The sequence below is a fragment of the Mycobacterium ulcerans subsp. shinshuense genome (assembly GCF_002355775.1).
GTDB lineage: Bacteria > Actinomycetota > Actinomycetes > Mycobacteriales > Mycobacteriaceae > Mycobacterium > Mycobacterium marinum.
Window position 1 is genome coordinate 101,404 of sequence record NZ_AP017625.1, and the last position, 22,254, is coordinate 123,657.

The following is a 22,254-nucleotide window of genomic DNA, read 5'->3' on the forward strand; positions in this document are numbered from 1 at the left end:
TTTCTGAAGATATATGATTCAATTCGGTCCAAATTTTTAAGGTTCAGCATCGAGTCTTCGGAATTTGGGCTCTCAATTTGTGTGAGTTGGGTGTGCAGGTGTTGGGTTAGCGCGGTGGGTGTGGGGTGATCGAAGATGAGGGTGGGGGGCAGATCCAGGCCGGTGTTGTGGGTGAGGGTGTTGCGCAGTTCAAGGGCGGTCAGCGAATCGATTCCGAGGTCTTTGAACGCGGTGGCTGGGCTGATGCTTTCGGGGGTGTGGTGGCCCAGCACGGTGGCGGTGGCCGCGGCCACGAGGGTGGCCAGTGTTTGTTGTTGCTGTTGGGGGCTAAGTCCGTTGAGGCGGGCAGCGAGATCGGTTGCGGCAGAAGCCGCCCGGCGCCGTGGTGTGGTGATCAGCGCAGACAGGATCGGGGCCAGGGTGTTGTCGCGGGCGTGTCGGGCCAGGGTGTGGGTGTTGATCGGGGCGGGTATCGAAACGGGCCGTCCGGTGGCGAGGGCGGCATCGAACAGGGCCAGTCCGTGGCTGGTGGCGATGGGCATCAAACCCAGGCGGGTCATGCGGGCTAGATCTACATCGGTTAGATGCGCGGTGAGACCGGTGTGAGTCTGCCAGTAGCCCCAGGCCAGGCTGGTCGCGGGCAAGCCCAGGCGGTGGCGGTAGTCGGCGAGAGCATCTAACGCGGTGTTGGCTGCCGCGTAGTTACCCTGACCGGGACTGCCTATCATTCCGGCCATGGACGAGAACATGATGAATGCAGACAGGTTGTGTTCGTAGGTGAGTTGGTGCAGCTGCCATGCCGCGTCGATTTTGGGGGCCAGCACCTGGTCGAGTTGATCGCCGGTCAACTCGGTGATTGGGGTGTCGGCCAATACCGCGGCGGTGTGCACTACCGCGGTTAAACGGTGTTGTGTGGGCACTGAATTGACCAGGGCGGCCAGTGCTTCGGGGTCGCTGATATCGCAGGCCGTGATGGTGACATGAGCACCTAGATCGGTGAGCCGCTGCTGCAGATCGGTGGCACCGTGGGCCTGAGGTCCGCGCCGCGAGGTCAACAACAGATGCCGGACACCATGGGCAGAAACCAGATGCTCGGCAAACAAGGCACCCAGCGTCCCGGTCCCCCCGGTGATCAACACCGTGCCCTCAGGATCTACCACCACCGGCGCAGTGAGCGCACCGTCACTGCTGTGTCGGGTCAGGCGGGGGATGTGGATGGTGTCGCGGCGTATGGCCAGTTGGTTTTCGCGGGTTGGCAGGGTTAGGGCGGTGGTGAGGGTGTCGCTGTTGGTGTTGTCGTCGGTGTCGAGCAGTGTGAAGCGTCCGGGGTGTTCGTTTTGGGCGCTGCGGATCAGGCCCCACACTGCGGCGTGGGCTAGGTCGGGGACCGGGTCGTGGGCACTGGTGCTGACGCCGTGGCGGGTCACGATGACCAGTCGGGTGCCGGTGGTGTCGGGGTGAGTGAGCCAGTCCTGCACCACGGTAAGTGTTTGGCGGGTCAGGGTGTGTATCCGAGAAGACACCGCGGTGTCGGATGCTTGGTGTGCCTGGAGCTCTTCGTTGCTGGGCACCGGTACCGGCCACACAACCACGTCTGCTTCGGTGGTGCTGGTGTGCAGGTCGGTGCTGGTGTGTAGGTCGTGCAGGTAGCGGGGCAGCTGTTGAGTGGGTTCGGCGATCACCCGATACCGCAGGGCATCGGTGTCGGTGTCGGTGTCGGTCGTGGTGTCGGGGTGTGGTGGCCAGCTCAGGTGTAGTAGGCCAGCTGCCGTGGCTGCCGGAGCAGACCCTGTGGCGGTGGTGAGGGGGCGGGTGATCAATGAATCGATGATCGCCACCGGGGCTCCGGTGGTGTCACTGGTGTGCACGGTGATGGCATCGGTGTTGGTACGGGTCAGCCGTACCCGCAATCGGGTGGCGTGGGTGGCGTGCAAACTGATGCCGGTAAAGGCGTAGGGCAGCCGCACCTGGTCACCGGTGTCTGCGGTGTTGGTGTCATCGGTGTTGTTGGTGGGGGGTTGGGTCAGGGCGAGTAGGGGGTGTAAAGCGGCGTCGAATAGGGCGGGGTGGATGCCGTAGCCGTCGATGTCGGTGTCTTCGGGTAGTTCAACTTCGGCGTAGATGACATCGGGTGTGGCGTGGTCACGCCATATCCGTTGCACACCTTGGAATGTTGGGCCGTAGTTGTAGCCCTGTGCAGCTAGGTCGTCGTAGAAGTCATCCACCTCGATCGCGGCTGTGCCGGGTGGAGGCCACGGCACAGGCGTTAGGGGGAGGTGGTTGTGGTCGGCGGTTTGTGCGGTCAGGACTGCGCTGGCATGCAGAACCCACTCGGGTTGTTCATCGCCGGTGGTGGTGTTGTCATGGCCGATATGTGGGCGCGAGTGGATGTTAAGAGACTGCCGGCCCATGTCATCGGTGTCGGTGACGGTGATCTGTAGATCCGCGGTGTCGTGGCCAGCGAGCAGCAGGGGGGTGTGCACGATCAGTTCGTTGACCGAGGAATATCCGGCACGGTCAGCGACATGCAGCGCTAGCTCGACAAATCCGGTGTTCGGGAACAGCACGGCTGATTCGACGGCGTGTTCGTTTAGCCATGGTTGGGTGCGTGGGCTGATCCGGCCGGTGAACACCCATCCGCGGTTTTCGGCCAGTTCGGTGGCGGTGTCTAGCAGCGGATGCATGGCGTGGGTATTGGCCCCGCTGAAATCACCGGCGGTGGGCAGCAGCCAGTAACGCTGATGCTGGAAAGCGTAGGTGGGCAGTGTGAGGGGGCGGGCCTGGCAGTAAAGAACATTCCAGGATGGGCTGATGCCATGGCAGTGCAGCTGGCCGAGTGCTGCAGCGAACGCGACAGCATCAGGGCGATCCTTGCGTAGAGCTGGCACTGCTGCGCCGCCGCCGCCGGCTTGTTCGACGGTGTCGGTGATCGCTTGTGTCAACACCGGGTGAGGTGAGAGTTCCAGGAAAACCTGCTCACCCGCCCCGAGCAGGGCAGCGACAGTGTCATGGAACCGGACAGTGTTACGTAGCTGTTGGGTCCAATAGTCAGGTGAGGCGAGTTGGTCGTGGCGGGCGATCTGCCCGGTGAGGTTGGACAAGATGGGCAAGGTGGGTGCGGTGAAGGTGAGTTGGGCCGCGATCTGGCGGAATTGTTCGAGGATGGGGTCCATATGTGGAGAGTGGAAAGCGTGACTGACCTGCAGTCGGGTGGTACGTCGATCTTGGGCAATGAAGTGCTCGCCGATTTGTTCGAGGCTGTCGTGATCTCCTGACAGTACGATCGACGTTGCTCCGTTGATCGCGGCGATGGACACGGCGTGGTCTAGGCCTTCAAGCAGCGGTTGTACTTCTGCTTCGCTGGCTTGTAGCGCGAGCATCGTCCCGCCGGGCGTGCAGGATTGCATCAGTCGTCCTCGGCTTGTGACCAAGGTGGCTGCGTCTTGCAGTGACAGCACACCGGCGGCGTATGCCGCGGTGAGTTCTCCGATGGAGTGGCCTAGCAGGTAGTCCGGGTGGATACCGGCGTGGGTGAACAATCGATGTAGAGCGGTTCCCAGCGCGAACAACGCCGGTTGTGCATAGAAGGTCTGGTCCAGCAGTTGCGCCATGGCAGTGTCTTGTTGGCTGAACATCACCTCAAGCAACGCAACATCGAGATGCGGGTTCAGCGCCGCAGCGACCTCGTCGAGGGCGTGGGCGAACACGGGGAATTGGCGGTAGAGATCTGCGCCCATGCCGGGGTATTGACTGCCCTGTCCGGGGAACACGAACACTGTTTTGCCGGGGCCCTGTGGGGTCAGCAGGCCTCTGCTCAGCAGGGGGTGTGTGCCGTTGTTGGCCAGGGCGTGCAGTGCGGCCAGCGCATCGGTTGTGTTGTGGTTGTTTTCGCTGTGGTGCTCAATGCTGGTGGTGATGGTGGCGCGGTGGGGGTGGTGGCTGCGTGTGGTAGCCAGGCTGTGGGCTACATCGATCGGATCCAGATCGGGGTGGGCGCTGAGATGCTGGTACAGACGGGCCGCTTGTGCGCTTAACCCCGGCGCTGAACGCGCTGACAACGGCCACACCAGTACACCCACTGCGGGATCAGAACCCACTGCGGGATCAGAACCCACTGCGGGATCAGAACCTGTTGTGGTGTCGGGGGTTTGTGTGGTGTCGGGGGTGGGGGGTTGTTGGAGGATGAGGTGGGCGTTGGTGCCGCTGATGCCGAATGAGGACACCGCCGCGGTGCGGGGGTGGTCGGTGTTGGGCCATTGGATGGGCTCGGTTAGGAGTTGGACTGTGCCGCTGGACCAGTCGATGTGGGGGCTGGGTTGGTCGACGTGCAAGGTGGCGGGCAAGGTGGCGTGGGTGATGGCTTGGATCATCTTGACCACACCGGCGGCGCCGGCGGCGGCTTGGGTGTGGCCGATGTTGGATTTGATGGATCCCAGCCAAAGCGGTTGATCGGGCGTGTGGTGGTGGCCGTAGGTGGCGTGTAGGGCGCCGGCTTCGATGGGGTCACCCAGTGTGGTGCCGGTGCCGTGGGCTTCGACGGCGTCGACCTGGTCGTGGGTGAGGCCGGCGTTGGCTAGTGCTTGGTTGATGACGCGTTGTTGTGACGGGCCGTGGGGTGCGGTCAGTCCGTTGGATGCGCCGTCTTGGTTGATCGCCGATCCAGCGACGATCGCAAGGACCGGGTGGTTGTTGCGGCGGGCCTCGGAGAGCCGTTCAAGGACCAAGACCGCGGCGCCTTCACCAAAGCCGGTGCCATCGGCGGTAGCGGCGAAGGCTTTGCAGCGTCCATCTGGGGCCAGGCCGCGTTGGCGGGAGAAATCGGTGAAAACCGCAGGTGTGCTCATCACGGTGACGCCGCCGGCCAGTGCTAGCTGGGATTCGTTGTTGCGTAAGGATTGGCAGGCCAGGTGAATTGCCACCAGCGATGACGAGCAGGCGGTGTCAACGGTGATCGCTGGACCTTCTAGGCCCAAGGTGTAGGCGATACGGCCGGACATGACGCTGATCGCGCCGCCGGTCATCGCATACCCCTCAGCGTCATCGGAGTTGGTGGCGCCGTAGGACTGGGCCCCGGCTCCGACGAACACCCCGGTGGAGGTGCCGGCCAAGGTGTGCGCGGGAATACCCGCGGTTTCTAGCGCTTCCCAGCACACCTCCAGCAGCAGCCGCTGCTGGGGGTCCATCGCGCGTGCCTCCCGTGGAGAGATCCCAAAGAACCCGGCATCAAAACCTGCCGCATCGTCAAGGAACGCGCCGTAACGGGTGTAGGTTTTGCCGACCGCGTCCGGATCGGGATCAAACAATCCCTCCACATCCCAACCCCGATCGGCCGGAAAATTACCCACCACATCACGGCCAGCGATCACCAAGTCCCACAACTGATCCGCTGATGCGACACCACCGGGGAAACGACACGCCATCCCCACCACCGCCACCGGCTCCTCGGTACGACCAGCTGCGATCACCACCGGAGCCGGCACCAGGGCACCGGTGGTGAGTCGGGTGTGCAGGTGTTGGGTTAGCGCGGTGGGTGTGGGGTGATCGAAGATGAGGGTGGGGGGCAGATCCAGGCCGGTGTTGTGGGTGAGGGTGTTGCGCAGTTCAAGGGCGGTCAGCGAATCGATTCCGAGGTCTTTGAACGCGGTGGCTGGGCTGATGCTTTCGGGGGTGTGGTGGCCCAGCACGGTGGCGGTGGCCGCGGCCACGAGGGTGGCCAGTGTTTGTTGTTGCTGTTGGGGGCTAAGTCCGTTGAGGCGGGCAGCGAGATCGGTTGCGGCAGAAGCCGCCCGGCGCCGTGGTGTGGTGATCAGCGCAGACAGGATCGGGGCCAGGGTGTTGTCGCGGGCGTGTCGGGCCAGGGTGTGGGTGTTGACCGGGGCGGGTATCGAAACGGGCCGTCCGGTGGCGAGGGCGGCATCGAACAGGGCCAGTCCGTGGCTGGTGGCGATGGGCATCAAACCCAGGCGGGTCATGCGGGCTAGATCTACATCGGTTAGATGCGCGGTGACACCGGTGCGGGTCTGCCAGTAGCCCCAGGCCAGGCTGGTCGCGGGCAAGCCCAGGCGGTGGCGGTAGTCGGCGAGAGCATCTAACGCGGTGTTGGCTGCCGCGTAGTTACCCTGACCGGGACTGCCTATCATTCCGGCCATGGACGAGAACATGATGAATGCAGACAGGTTGTGTTCGTAGGTGAGTTGGTGCAGCTGCCATGCCGCGTCGATTTTGGGGGCCAGCACCTGGTCGAGTTGATCGCCGGTCAACTCGGTGATTGGGGTGTCGGCCAATACCGCGGCGGTGTGCACTACCGCGGTTAAACGGTGTTGTGTGGGCACTGAATTGACCAGGGCGGCCAGTGCTTCGGGGTCGCTGATATCGCAGGCCGTGATGGTGACATGAGCACCTAGATCGGTGAGCCGCTGCTGCAGATCGGTGGCACCGTGGGCCTGAGGTCCGCGCCGCGAGGTCAACAACAGATGCCGGACACCATGGGCAGAAACCAGATGCTCGGCAAACAAGGCACCCAGCGTCCCGGTCCCCCCGGTGATCAACACCGTGCCCTCAGGGTCTACCACCACCGGCGCAGTGAGCACGATCTTGCCTGTGTGACGGGCTTGACTCATGTCACGTAAGGCCGAGATGGCTTGGTAGATGCTGTAATTAGTGGTCGGTAGGGGTTTTAGGGTGTCGGTGGCAAACAGTGGGGACAGTTGGGCCAGTGTGCGCTGGATGTGATCGGGGGAGACGCTGAGCAGATCGAGGGCGCGGTAAATGACGCCGGGATGGGTTGCGGCGATGACCTCGGTATCACGGATGTCGGTTTTGCCGATTTCGACGAAATGGCCACCGCGGGGCAGCAGGGCTAGGGATGCTTCGACGAATTCACCACTGAGGCAGTTCAATACGACATCAACACCGGCGCCGTTGGTGGCATCGAGGAATGCGTTGGAAAAGTCCAGAGTACGCGAGGAAGCGATATGGTCGCGCGGTACCCCCAGTGCCTCAAGGGTGCTCCATTTCGCGGCGCTGGCGGTGGCGAATACTTCGGCACCCAAATGGTGTGCCAATTGAATCGCAGCCATACCCACACCGCCAGTGCCGGCATGGATCAGCACTCGTTGCCCTCGGCTTAGGCCCGAGATCTCGGCCAAAGCGATGTAGGCGGTCAGGAATACCACCGGTATGGATGCGGCTTGGGGGAAGGACCACCGGGCCGGGATCGTCATCACCATGCGGTGATCAGCGACAGTGCTGGGGGCAAACGCACCAGAGACGGTCATGCCGGTCACGGCATCACCCACGGCGAATCCGTAGACGTCGGGACCGATCTCGCTGATCACCCCGGCGGCTTCTCCGCCGAATCCGTCGTCGGGGATTAGCCCCAACGCGACGACCACGTCGTGAAAATTCAAACCAGCGGCCCGGACATCGATACGGATTTGTCCAGAGGCCAGGGCAGTGTGGGCGGTCGGTAGCAGGGCGAGGTTGGCCAGATCACCCTTGCCGGTGGTGTCAAGGCGCCAGGGGCCGCTGTCCGGTGGTGTCAGGACAGCGGTGCGGGTCAGGCGGGGGATGTGGATGGTGTCGCGGCGTATGGCCAGTTGGTTTTCGCGGGTTGGCAGGGTTAGGGCGGTGGTGAGGGTGTCGCTGTTGGTGTTGTCGTCGGTGTCGAGCAGTGTGAAGCGTCCGGGGTGTTCGTTTTGGGCGCTGCGGATCAGGCCCCACACTGCGGCGTGGGCTAGGTCGGGGACCGGGTCGTGGGCACTGGTGCTGACGCCGTGGCGGGTCACGATGACCAGTCGGGTGCCGGTGGTGTCGGGGTGAGTGAGCCAGTCCTGCACCACGGTAAGTGTTTGGCGGGTCAGGGTGTGTATCCGAGAAGACACCGCGGTGTCGGATGCTTGGTGTGCCTGGAGCTCTTCGTTGCTGGGCACCGGTACCGGCCACACAACCACGTCTGCTTCGGTGGTGCTGGTGTGCAGGTCGGTGCTGGTGTGTAGGTCGTGCAGGTAGCGGGGCAGCTGTTGAGTGGGTTCGGCGATCACCCGATACCGCAGGGCATCGGTGTCGGTGTCGGTGTCGGTCGTGGTGTCGGGGTGTGGTGGCCAGCTCAGGTGTAGTAGGCCAGCTGCCGTGGCTGCCGGAGCAGACCCTGTGGCGGTGGTGAGGGGGCGGGTGATCAATGAGTCGATGATCGCCACCGGGGCTCCGGTGGTGTCACTGGTGTGCACGGTGATGGCATCGGTGTTGGTACGGGTCAGCCGTACCCGCAATCGGGTGGCGTGGGTGGCGCGCAAACTGATGCCGGTAAAGGCGTAGGGCAGCCGCACCTGGTCACCGGTGTCTGCGGTGTTGGTGTCATCGGTGTTGTTGGTGGGGGGTTGGGTCAGGGCGAGTAGGGGGTGTAAAGCGGCGTCGAATAGGGCGGGGTGGATGCCGTAGCCGTCGATGTCGGTGTCTTCGGGTAGTTCAACTTCGGCGTAGATGACATCGGGTGTGGCGTGGTCACGCCATATCCGTTGCACACCTTGGAATGTTGGGCCGTAGTTGTAGCCCTGTGCAGCTAGGTCGTCGTAGAAGTCATCCACCTCGATCGCGGCTGTGCCGGGTGGAGGCCACGGCACAGGCGTTAGGGGGAGGTGGTTGTGGTCGGCGGTTTGTGCGGTCAGGACTGCGCTGGCATGCAGAACCCACTCGGGTTGTTCATCGCCGGTGGTGGTGTTGTCATGGCCGATATGTGGGCGCGAGTGGATGTTAAGAGACTGCCGGCCCATGTCATCGGTGTCGGTGACGGTGATCTGTAGATCCGCGGTGTCGTGGCCAGCGAGCAGCAGGGGGGTGTGCACGATCAGTTCGTTGACCGAGGAATATCCGGCACGGTCAGCGACATGCAGCGCTAGCTCGACAAATCCGGTGCCTGGGAACAGCACGGCTGATTCGACGGCGTGTTCGTTTAGCCATGGTTGGGTGCGTGGGCTGATCCGGCCGGTGAACACCCATCCGCGGTTTTCGGCCAGTTCGGTGGCGGTGTCTAGCAGCGGATGCATGGCGTGGGTATTGGCCCCGCTGAAATCACCGGCGGTGGGCAGCAGCCAGTAACGCTGATGCTGGAAAGCGTAGGTGGGCAGTGGGAGGGGGCGGGCCTGGCAGTAAAGAACATTCCAGGATGGGCTGATGCCATGGCAGTGCAGCTGGCCGAGTGCTGCAGCGAACGCGACAGCATCAGGGCGATCCTTGCGTAAAGCTGGCACTGCTGCGCCGCCGCCGCCGGCTTGTTCGACGGTGTCGGTGATCGCTTGTGTCAACACCGGGTGAGGTGAGAGTTCCAGGAAAACCTGCTCACCCGCCCCGAGCAGGGCAGCGACAGTGTCATGGAACCGGACAGTGTTACGGATGTTGCGGTACCAGTAGTCCGCGGTCATTGTGGTGGTGTCGTAGGCGGTGTCGTGAGGTTCGCCGTCGACGGTGGAATACATCGCGATGGTTGATGGCCGCGGTGTCAGCTCGGGTAGCTCGTCGAGGAACTGATGGCGGATGTGTTCCATATAGGGGGAATGAGAGGGGTAGTCCACCGGGATAGCGCGAGCGTCGATGTTTTCGTGTTCGCAGGTAGTCAGCAATTCGGTGATCGCTGTGGTATCGCCGGAGACCACAGCGCTAGCGGGGCCGTTAACTGCGGCGACAGTGATCTTGCCGTCCCACCGTGCCAGCAGCTGGGTCAGTGGTTCCTCGGGCGATAGCACTGAAGCCATGGCACCGGCACCGGCCAGGTCGGTCAAGACACGGCTGCGCAAAGCCACTACCGCAGCTGCTTCGGGCAAGGTCAGGGCTCCGGCCACATGTGCCGCGGCGATCTCGCCCTGGGAGTGGCCGATGACTGCATCGGGGGTGATTCCGGCCCACCGCCAGAGTGCGGCTAACGACACCATCACCGAGAACAACACAGGCTGGACCACATCGACCCGCTCCAACGACGGGGCCTCGGGTTCGTCGTGTAACACAGCTAGCACCGACCATCCAGTGAAAGGCTGTAACGCTGCGTCGCATGCGTCGAGGGCGTGGGCGAACACGGGGAATTGGCGGTAGAGATCTGCGCCCATGCCGGGGTATTGACTGCCCTGTCCGGGGAACACGAACACTGTTTTGCCGGGGCCCTGTGGGGTCAGCAGGCCTCTGCTCAGCAGGGGGTGTGTGCCGTTGTTGGCCAGGGCGTGCAGTGCGGCCAGCGCATCGGTTGTGTCGTGGTTGTTTTCGCTGTGGTGCTCAATGCTGGTGGTGATGGTGGCGCGGTGGGGGTGGTGGCTGCGTGTGGTAGCCAGGCTGTGGGCTACATCGATCGGATCCAGATCGGGGTGGGCGCTGAGATGCTGGTACAGACGGGCCGCTTGTGCGCTTAACCCCGGCGCTGAACGCGCTGACAACGGCCACACCAGTACACCCACTGCGGGATCAGAACCCACTGCGGGATCAGAACCCACTGCGGGATCAGAACCTGTTGTGGTGTCGGGGGTTTGTGTGGTGTCGGGGGTGGGGGGTTGTTGGAGGATGAGGTGGGCGTTGGTGCCGCTGATGCCGAATGAGGACACCGCCGCGGTGCGGGGGTGGTCGGTGTTGGGCCATTGGATGGGCTCGGTTAGGAGTTGGACTGTGCCGCTGGACCAGTCGATGTGGGGGCTGGGTTGGTCGACGTGCAAGGTGGCGGGCAAGGTGGCGTGGGTGATGGCTTGGATCATCTTGACCACACCGGCGGCGCCGGCGGCGGCTTGGGTGTGGCCGATGTTGGATTTGATGGATCCCAGCCAAAGCGGTTGATCGGGCGTGTGGTGGTGGCCGTAGGTGGCGTGTAGGGCGCCGGCTTCGATGGGGTCACCCAGTGTGGTGCCGGTGCCGTGGGCTTCGACGGCGTCGACCTGGTCGTGGGTGAGGCCGGCGTTGGCTAGTGCTTGGTTGATGACGCGTTGTTGTGACGGGCCGTGGGGTGCGGTCAGTCCGTTGGATGCGCCGTCTTGGTTGATCGCCGATCCAGCGACGATCGCAAGGACCGGGTGGTTGTTGCGGCGGGCCTCGGAGAGCCGTTCAAGGACCAAGACCGCGGCGCCTTCACCAAAGCCGGTGCCATCGGCGGTAGCGGCGAAAGCTTTGCAGCGTCCATCTGGGGCCAGGCCGCGTTGGCGGGAGAAATCGGTGAAAACCGCAGGTGTGCTCATCACGGTGACGCCGCCGGCCAGTGCTAGCTGGGATTCGTTGTTGCGTAAGGATTGGCAGGCCAGGTGAATTGCCACCAGCGATGACGAGCAGGCGGTGTCAACGGTGATCGCTGGACCTTCTAGGCCCAAGGTGTAGGCGATACGGCCGGACATGACGCTAGTCGCGCCACCGGTCATCGCATACCCCTCAGCGTCATCGGAGTTGGTGGCGCCGTAGGACTGGGCCCAGGCTCCGGCGAACACCCCGGTGGAGGTGCCGGCCAAGGTGTGCGCGGGAATACCCGCGGTTTCTAGCGCTTCCCAGCACACCTCCAGCAGCAGCCGCTGCTGGGGGTCCATCGCGCGTGCCTCCCGTGGAGAGATCCCAAAGAACCCGGCATCAAAACCTGCCGCATCGTCAAGGAACGCGCCGTAACGGGTGTAGGTTTTGCCGACCGCGTCCGGATCGGGATCAAACAATCCCTCCACATCCCAACCCCGATCGGCCGGAAAATTACCCACCACATCACGGCCAGCGATCACCAAGTCCCACAACTGATCCGCTGATGCGACACCACCGGGGAAACGACACGCCATCCCCACCACCGCCACCGGCTCCTCGGTACGACCAGCTGCGATCACCACCGGAGCCGGCACCAGGGCACCGATGCCAGGGATCTGTTCAAGCAGATGCTCGGCCACCGCATGGGGTGTGGGGTGATCGAAGATGAGGGTGGGGGGCAGATCCAGGCCGGTGTTGTGGGTGAGGGTGTTGCGCAGTTCAAGGGCGGTCAGCGAATCGATTCCGAGGTCTTTGAACGCGGTGGCTGGGCTGATGCTTTCGGGGGTGTGGTGGCCCAGCACGGTGGCGGTGGCCGCGGCCACGAGGGTGGCCAGTGTTTGTTGTTGCTGTTGGGGGCTAAGTCCGTTGAGGCGGGCAGCGAGATCGGTTGCGGCAGAAGCCGCCCGGCGCCGTGGTGTGGTGATCAGCGCAGACAGGATCGGGGCCAGGGTGTTGTCGCGGGCGTGTCGGGCCAGGGTGTGGGTGTTGATCGGGGCGGGTATCGAAACGGGCCGTCCGGTGGCGAGGGCGGCATCGAACAGGGCCAGTCCGTGGCTGGTGGCGATGGGCATCAAACCCAGGCGGGTCATGCGGGCTAGATCTACATCGGTTAGATGCGCGGTGACACCGGTGCGGGTCTGCCAGTAGCCCCAGGCCAGGCTGGTCGCGGGCAAGCCCAGGCGGTGGCGGTAGTCGGCGAGAGCATCTAACGCGGTGTTGGCTGCCGCGTAGTTACCCTGACCGGGACTGCCTATCATTCCGGCCATGGACGAGAACATGATGAATGCAGACAGGTTGTGTTCGTAGGTGAGTTGGTGCAGCTGCCATGCCGCGTCGGTTTTGGGGGCCAGCACCTGGTCGAGTTGATCGCCGGTCAACTCGGTGATTGGGGTGTCGGCCAATACCGCGGCGGTGTGCACTACCGCGGTTAAACGGTGTTGTGTGGGCACTGAATTGACCAGGGCGGCCAGTGCTTCGGGGTCGCTGATATCGCAGGCCGTGATGGTGACATGAGCACCTAGATCGGTGAGCCGCTGCTGCAGATCGGTGGCACCGTGGGCCTGAGGTCCGCGCCGCGAGGTCAACAACAGATGCCGGACACCATGGGCAGAAACCAGATGCTCGGCAAACAAGGCACCCAGCGTCCCGGTCCCCCCGGTGATCAACACCGTGCCCTCAGGATCTACCACCACCGGCGCAGTGAGCGCACCGTCACTGCTGTGTCGGGTCAGGCGGGGGATGTGGATGGTGTCGCGGCGTATGGCCAGTTGGTTTTCGCGGGTTGGCAGGGTTAGGGCGGTGGTGAGGGTGTCGCTGTTGGTGTTGTCGTCGGTGTCGAGCAGTGTGAAGCGTCCGGGGTGTTCGTTTTGGGCGCTGCGGATCAGGCCCCACACTGCGGCGTGGGCTAGGTCGGGGACCGGGTCGTGGGCACTGGTGCTGACGCCGTGGCGGGTCACGATGACCAGTCGGGTGCCGGTGGTGTCGGGGTGAGTGAGCCAGTCCTGCACCACGGTAAGTGTTTGGCGGGTCAGGGTGTGTATCCGAGAAGACACCGCGGTGTCGGATGCTTGGTGTGCCTGGAGCTCTTCGTTGCTGGGCACCGGTACCGGCCACACAACCACGTCTGCTTCGGTGGTGCTGGTGTGCAGGTCGGTGCTGGTGTGTAGGTCGTGCAGGTAGCGGGGCAGCTGTTGAGTGGGTTCGGCGATCACCCGATACCGCAGGGCATCGGTGTCGGTGTCGGTGTCGGTCGTGGTGTCGGGGTGTGGTGGCCAGCTCAGGTGTAGTAGGCCAGCTGCCGTGGCTGCCGGAGCAGACCCTGTGGCGGTGGTGAGGGGGCGGGTGATCAATGAATCGATGATCGCCACCGGGGCTCCGGTGGTGTCACTGGTGTGCACGGTGATGGCATCGGTGTTGGTACGGGTCAGCCGTACCCGCAATCGAGTGGCGTGGGTGGCGTGCAAACTGATGCCGGTAAAGGCGTAGGGCAGCCGCACCTGGTCACCGGTGTCTGCGGTGTTGGTGTCATCGGTGTTGTTGGTGGGGGGTTGGGTCAGGGCGAGTAGGGGGTGTAAAGCGGCGTCGAATAGGGCGGGGTGGATGCCGTAGCCGTCGATGTCGGTGTCTTCGGGTAGTTCAACTTCGGCGTAGATGACATCGGGTGTGGCGTGGTCACGCCATATCCGTTGCACACCTTGGAATGTTGGGCCGTAGTTGTAGCCCTGTGCAGCTAGGTCGTCGTAGAAGTCATCCACCTCGATCGCGGCTGTGCCGGGTGGAGGCCACGGCACAGGCGTTAGGGGGAGGTGGTTGTGGTCGGCGGTTTGTGCGGTCAGGACTGCGCTGGCATGCAGAACCCACTCGGGTTGTTCATCGCCGGTGGTGGTGTTGTCATGGCCGATATGTGGGCGCGAGTGGATGTTAAGAGACTGCCGGCCCATGTCATCGGTGTCGGTGACGGTGATCTGTAGATCCGCGGTGTCGTGGCCAGCGAGCAGCAGGGGGGTGTGCACGATCAGTTCGTTGACCGAGGAATATCCGGCACGGTCAGCGACATGCAGCGCTAGCTCGACAAATCCGGTGCCTGGGAACAGCACGGCTGATTCGACGGCGTGTTCGTTTAGCCATGGTTGGGTGCGTGGGCTGATCCGGCCGGTGAACACCCATCCGCGGTTTTCGGCCAGTTCGGTGGCGGTGTCTAGCAGCGGATGCATGGCGTGGGTATTGGCCCCGCTGAAATCACCGGCGGTGGGCAGCAGCCAGTAACGCTGATGCTGGAAAGCGTAGGTGGGCAGTGGGAGGGGGCGGGCCTGGCAGTAAAGAACATTCCAGGATGGGCTGATGCCATGGCAGTGCAGCTGGCCGAGTGCTGCAGCGAACGCGACAGCATCAGGGCGATCCTTGCGTAAAGCTGGCACTGCTGCGCCGCCGCCGCCGGCTTGTTCGACGGTGTCGGTGATCGCTTGTGTCAACACCGGGTGAGGTGAGAGTTCCAGGAAAACCTGCTCACCCGCCCCGAGCAGGGCAGCGACAGTGTCATGGAACCGGACAGTGTTACGGATGTTGCGGTACCAGTAGTCCGCGGTCATTGTGGTGGTGTCGTAGGCGGTGTCGTGAGGTTCGCCGTCGACGGTGGAATACATCGCGATGGTTGATGGCCGCGGTGTCAGCTCGGGTAGCTCGTCGAGGAACTGATGGCGGATGTGTTCCATATAGGGGGAATGAGAGGGGTAGTCCACCGGGATAGCGCGAGCGTCGATGTTTTCGTGTTCGCAGGTAGTCAGCAATTCGGTGATCGCTGTGGTATCGCCGGAGACCACAGCGCTAGCGGGGCCGTTAACTGCGGCGACAGTGATCTTGCCGTCCCACCGTGCCAGCAGCTGGGTCAGTGGTTCCTCGGGCGATAGCACTGAAGCCATGGCACCGGCACCGGCCAGGTCGGTCAAGACACGGCTGCGCAAAGCCACTACCGCAGCTGCTTCGGGCAAGGTCAGGGCTCCGGCCACATGTGCCGCGGCGATCTCGCCCTGGGAGTGGCCGATGACTGCATCGGGGGTGATTCCGGCCCACCGCCAGAGTGCGGCTAACGACACCATCACCGAGAACAACACAGGCTGGACCACATCGACCCGCTCCAACGACGGGGCCTCGGGTTCGTCGTGTAACACAGCTAGCACCGACCATCCAGTGAAAGGCTGTAACGCTGCGTCGCATGCGTCGAGGGCGTGGGCGAACACGGGGAATTGGCGGTAGAGATCTGCGCCCATGCCGGGGTATTGACTGCCCTGTCCGGGGAACACGAACACTGTTTTGCCGGGGCCCTGTGGGGTCAGCAGGCCTCTGCTCAGCAGGGGGTGTGTGCCGTTGTTGGCCAGGGCGTGCAGTGCGGCCAGCGCATCGGTTGTGTCGTGGTTGTTTTCGCTGTGGTGCTCAATGCTGGTGGTGATGGTGGCGCGGTGGGGGTGGTGGCTGCGTGTGGTAGCCAGGCTGTGGGCTACATCGATCGGATCCAGATCGGGGTGGGCGCTGAGATGCTGGTACAGACGGGCCGCTTGTGCGCTTAACCCCGGCGCTGAACGCGCTGACAACGGCCACACCAGTACACCCACTGCGGGATCAGAACCCACTGCGGGATCAGAACCCACTGCGGGATCAGAACCTGTTGTGGTGTCGGGGGTTTGTGTGGTGTCGGGGGTGGGGGGTTGTTGGAGGATGAGGTGGGCGTTGGTGCCGCTGATGCCGAATGAGGACACCGCCGCGGTGCGGGGGTGGTCGGTGTTGGGCCATTGGATGGGCTCGGTTAGGAGTTGGACTGTGCCGCTGGACCAGTCGATGTGGGGGCTGGGTTGGTCGACGTGCAAGGTGGCGGGCAAGGTGGCGTGGGTGATGGCTTGGATCATCTTGACCACACCGGCGGCGCCGGCGGCGGCTTGGGTGTGGCCGATGTTGGATTTGATGGATCCCAGCCAAAGCGGTTGATCGGGCGTGTGGTGGTGGCCGTAGGTGGCGTGTAGGGCGCCGGCTTCGATGGGGTCACCCAGTGTGGTGCCGGTGCCGTGGGCTTCGACGGCGTCGACCTGGTCGTGGGTGAGGCCGGCGTTGGCTAGTGCTTGGTTGATGACGCGTTGTTGTGACGGGCCGTGGGGTGCGGTCAGTCCGTTGGATGCGCCGTCTTGGTTGATCGCCGATCCAGCGACGATCGCAAGGACCGGGTGGTTGTTGCGGCGGGCCTCGGAGAGCCGTTCAAGGACCAAGACCGCGGCGCCTTCACCAAAGCCGGTGCCATCGGCGGTAGCGGCGAAAGCTTTGCAGCGTCCATCTGGGGCCAGGCCGCGTTGGCGGGAGAACTCGGTGAAAATCGCAGGTGTGCTCATCACGGTGACGCCGCCGGCCAGTGCTAGCTGGGATTCGTTGTTGCGTAAGGATTGGCAGGCCAGGTGAATTGCCACCAGCGATGACGAGCAGGCGGTGTCAACGGTGATCGCTGGACCTTCTAGGCCCAAGGTGTAGGCGATACGGCCGGACATGACGCTAGTCGAGCCGCCGGTCATCGCATACCCCTCAGCGCCATCAGAGTTGGTGGCGCCGTAGGACTGGGCCCAGGCTCCGGCGAACACCCCGGTGGAGGTGCCGGCCAAGGTGTGCGCGGGAATACCCGCGGTTTCTAGCGCTTCCCAGCACACCTCCAGCAGCAGCCGCTGCTGGGGGTCCATCGCGCGTGCCTCCCGTGGAGAGATCCCAAAGAACCCGGCATCAAAACCTGCCGCATCGTCAAGGAACGCGCCGTAACGGGTGTAGGTTTTGCCGACCGCGTCCGGATCGGGATCAAACAATCCCTCCACATCCCAACCCCGATCGGCCGGAAAATTACCCACCACATCACGGCCAGCGATCACCAAGTCCCACAACTGATCCGCTGATGCGACACCACCGGGGAAACGACACGCCATCCCCACCACCGCCACCGGCTCCTCGGTACGACCAGCTGCGATCACCACCGGAGCCGGCATCAGGGCACCGATGCCAGGGATCTGTTCAAGCAGATGCTCGGCCACCGCATGGGGTGTGGGGTGATCGAAGATAAGAGTGGACGAAAGGTTGAGGCCGGTCGCAGTTTGGAGGTGGTCGCGCAGTTCAAGGGCGGTCAGCGAATCAAATCCGAGGTCTTTGAATGACTCATGAGTATCGAGACTCTCAGTTGAGGCGTACCCGAGAACGGATGCGGCTTGATCAAGGACCAACTTCCGGGTGACTGCACGCTGTTCTGTCGCCGTTAGTCCGGCTAATTTGCTCGTCAGGAGCGTCTCCGTCGATGCAGAGCTCGAGCGCATCGACTCGCGGTAAGCCATTACCTCTGTGATTTCGTGTAGGAAGGGCCTCGGTCGCGCCAAAGCGAATGTGGGGTAGAACCGATCCCAGTTGACGCTCGCAACAGTCAATGTTGCTTGCGGTCTGTCAATGGCGTCGCTTAGCGCCTGCACAGCTAAATCTGCTGACATCGATTTCAAGCCAATAAGGTTTAGTCCCGAAGCGGATGGCCGGTCTCCCATGCCGCCGCCAGCCCACAGTCCCCAAGCGACCGATGTTGCTGGTAACCCCAACGTGCGCCGTTTCTCGGCGAGCGAATCTAAGAATGCGTTAGCGGCAGCATATGCGCCTTGACTTTTGCCGCCCCAGATTCCGGCTACTGACGAGAACATGACAAACGCTGATAGTGTGAGGTTAGACGTGATGTCACTCAATACTTGGGCACCGTGAACCTTCGGCGCCAATTCGTCACTAAAGGATTCGTCCTCGAGTTCTGTTAGCAGAGTTGGCTGGTGTCGTCCTGCAAGATGAAAGACCGCATCAAGGGATTTACCTGCTATTGCAGCCTCGACTGAAGTGCGGTCTGTCACGTCGCAGGCGTGCACTGTCACACTGGCGCCAGCCGCGCGGAGGTCATCCACTAGCTCTGTAGCTCCATCGGCTGCCATCCCGCGACGGCTGGTTAAGAGCAAATCTACCGATTCATATTTGTGGGCCAACCACCTTGCGACGTGTGCGCCTAACGCGCCTGTGCCGCCTGTGATTAACACGGTCCCCCTCGGAGCCCACGCGGTCGAGGATTTGGATGTCGTGGTTGCCGGGGCGTGGATCAATCTCCGTAGGAAAACCCCAGACGGCCTGATCGCAAACTGATCTTCATCCGTCGGCTGCGCGAGGAGGGCGCACAAGCGCTCCCATGCTGCATCGTCGGGTGACTCGGGGAGGTCTACTAAGCCACCCCACGATCCCGGGTGCTCTAATGCGACGACTCTCCCCAGACCCCACACCAGGGCTGCTGACGGGCATCGGATCAAATCGTCGGCGCTGACCGATACCGCGCCCTGCGTTAGGCACCACAAAGGAACGTCCAAGTGGACATCGCCCATTGCTTGCACAAGATTTAATGTCTTGACCGCGCCGCTATCGGAGAATTCGGACCCGTGAATCCCTAAGAACGATATGACACCAGATATGTGTGAACCGAGATCTTTTAGGGAAGCGCCCATCAATGATCGATTGAAGTCCGGCTCGAAAATTGTGATAATCGTGACTAAGGCGCCGTGCGCTTCGAGCGCTGCAGCACATCCAATTACTGGGTCAGTCTTTGCAAGTTCGCTTGGAACTATCAGCAACCAAATGCCGGACAGCGTGGTCGAACTCGGCGTTGTTGGGGAAGACAGCCATGTCACCTGATAGCGCCAGGAATCAAGCTCGGACTGTGTGCGCTCCGCGCGACGCCATGAAGACAATGCAGGTAGCACGGTCTGCATGGCACTGGCGGTGACACCTATAGAATCAGCCAAGCCATCAACGTCTTCCCGCTCGACCGCCTCCCAAAAACGGGATTCAACGTTCTGGGCCTGTGGTTGACTGGCGGGATCGCCTTGACCGATACGGTTGGCGTCGAGCCAGAACCGTTGCCGCTGGAAGGCGTAGGTGGGCAGGTTAACTGTCTGGGTGCTGCGGCCGTCGAACACCGACTGCCAATCCACAGGAATGCCGGAGGTGGAAAGTCGTGCTGCAGCGCGCAATACGGCGACGGATTCAGGTTTATCGGTGGACAGTGCCGACACTGACACGGTCGGCTCGGCAGATTTCAAGGATTGCTCGATAGCTGCGCCCAACCCGCTGGCTGGACCGACTTCAATGAAGCAGCTAGCCCCCATGGCTTCCAACGAAGCGACACTATCGGCGAAACGGACTGGACGGCGGATGTGGTCCACCCAGTAACCTGCCGACCCGTAGTCGGCGTTGGCCAGCTGACCAGTCACGTTCGAAATCAGTGGAATCTGCGGTTGCTCCACAACGATTTCAGAAGCGAGCCGAGCGAACTCCTCCAACATCGGCTCCATCAACGATGAATGAAAGGCATGCGAAACCGCAAGTTCGTGCGCCCTGTAGCCCCTATCCGCCAATCGATTAGCGATCAAACGGACTGCCGCCTGATCACCAGAGATCACGACTGACCCTGGCGCATTGAGCGCCGCGATATCGACCCCTTCAACCAGCAAAGGCTCGACTTCATGCTGGCTGGCGGCTACCGCGACCATCGCTCCACCGGCGGGCAGGGCCTGCATCAGTCGGCCCCGCGCTGAAACTAATTTAGCCGCGTCCTGCAGGCTCAAAACGCCAGCCACTTGTGCAGCGGCCAGCTCTCCTACCGAATGGCCTATCACGTAATCCGGAACGACACCCCAGAAGCGCAGCAACGCAAACAGTGCGACCTCGACAGCAAACAACGACGGCTGGGCGAACTCCGTTGAATTGAGCAGGCCTTCATCGTCGCCCCACATAACTTGGCGTAGCGGCAACCGCAGATACTGGTCCAGCGCATCAACAACGTCATCAAACGCCGCCGCGAATACCGGGAATTGTTCATAAAGCTGCGCGCCCATGCCCAACCGCTGTGATCCCTGACCGGGAAACACCATTACAGTCTCGCCCGCTGCGCGGGCCCGGCCCACCACTACATCGGCGCCCAAGTCACCAGAAGCCAACTCGGCCAACCCGCGCTGCAACTGGTGACGATCCGCACCCACAACTACTGCGCGATGCTCAAACATCGATCGAGTGGCTATCAATGACCACCCCAGGTCGATTGCATCGACAACTGGATCATCGTCAAGGCGCGTCAACAATCGGCTCGCCTGCGCAGACAACGCCTCAGCCGACTTCGCTGAAATCACCCAGGGCACAAACGATAATCCCGTGCCTGCATCGGTGATTGTTGCGCAGGGAGATTGTGCGGGGCTGCAGTCCTCGGGGGTTTGTGTGGGGTTGGGGGTGGGGGGTTGTTGGAGGATGAGGTGGGCGTTGGTGCCGCTGATGCCGAATGAGGACACCGCCGCGGTGCGGGGGTGGTCGGTGTTGGGCCATTGGATGGGCTCGGTTAGGAGTTGGACTGTGCCGCTGGACCAGTCGATGTGGGGGCTGGGTTGGTCGACGTGCAAGGTGGCGGGCAAGGTGGCGTGGGTGATGGCTTGGATCATCTTGACCACACCGGCGGCGCCGGCGGCGGCTTGGGTGTGGCCGATGTTGGATTTGATGGATCCCAGCCAAAGCGGTTGATCGGGCGTGTGGTGGTGGCCGTAGGTGGCGTGTAGGGCGCCGGCTTCGATGGGGTCACCCAGTGTGGTGCCGGTGCCGTGGGCTTCGACGGCGTCGACCTGGTCGTGGGTGAGGCCGGCGTTGGCTAGTGCTTGGTTGATGACGCGTTGTTGTGACGGGCCGTGGGGTGCGGTCAGTCCGTTGGATGCGCCGTCTTGGTTGATCGCCGATCCAGCGACGATCGCAAGGACCGGGTGGTTGTTGCGGCGGGCCTCGGAGAGCCGTTCAAGGACCAAGACCGCGGCGCCTTCACCAAAGCCGGTGCCATCGGCGGTAGCGGCGAAAGCTTTGCAGCGTCCATCTGGGGCCAGGCCGCGTTGGCGGGAGAACTCGGTGAAAACCGCAGGTGTGCTCATCACGGTGACGCCGCCGGCCAGTGCTAGCTGGGATTCGTTGTTGCGTAAGGATTGGCAGGCCAGGTGAATTGCCACCAGCGATGACGAGCAGGCGGTGTCAATGGTGATCGCTGGACCTTCTAGGCCCAAGGTGTAGGCGATACGGCCGGACATGACGCTAGTCGAGCCGCCGGTCATCGCATACCCCTCAGCGCCATCGGAGTTGGTGGCGCCGTAGGACTGGGCCCAGGCTCCGGCGAACACCCCGGTGGAGGTGCCGGCCAAGGTGTGCGCGGGAATACCCGCGGTTTCTAGCGCTTCCCAGCACACCTCCAGCAGCAGCCGCTGCTGGGGGTCCATCGCGCGTGCCTCCCGTGGAGAGATCCCAAAGAACCCGGCATCAAAACCTGCCGCATCGTCAAGGAACGCGCCGTAACGGGTGTAGGTTTTGCCGACCGCGTCCGGATCGGGATCAAACAATCCCTCCACATCCCAACCCCGATCGGCCGGAAAATTACCCACCACATCACGGCCAGCGATCACCAAGTCCCACAACTGATCCGCTGATGCGACACCACCGGGGAAACGACACGCCATCCCCACCACCGCCACCGGCTCCTCGGTACGACCAGCTGCGATCACCACCGGAGCCGGCACCAGGGCACCGGTGGTGAGTCGGGTGTGCAGGTGTTGGGTTAGCGCGGTGGGTGTGGGGTGATCGAAGATAAGAGTGGGGGGCAGATCCAGGCCGGTGTTGTGGGTGAGGGTGTTGCGCAGTTCAAGGGCGGTCAGCGAATCGATTCCGAGGTCTTTGAACGCGGTGGCTGGGCTGATGCTTTCGGGGGTGTGGTGGCCCAGCACGGTGGCGGTGGCCGCGGCCACGAGGGTGGCCAGTGTTTGTTGTTGCTGTTGGGGGCTAAGTCCGTTGAGGCGGGCAGCGAGATCGGTTGGGGTAGAGGCCGCCCGGCGCCGTGGTGTGGTGATCAGCGCAGACAGGATCGGGGCCAGGGTGTTGTCGCGGGCGTGTCGGGCCAGGGTG

The 22,254-nt window shown here is 63.0% G+C and carries 1 pseudogene; it reads right to left on the minus strand.

Annotation, left to right across the window (positions count from 1 at the left end):
* Positions 1 to 70 precede the first annotated feature (70 nt).
* Positions 71 to 22,082: pseudogene (locus SHTP_RS30790) on the minus strand (type I polyketide synthase); the annotation flags it as partial.
* Positions 22,083 to 22,254: the final 172 nt, after the last annotated feature.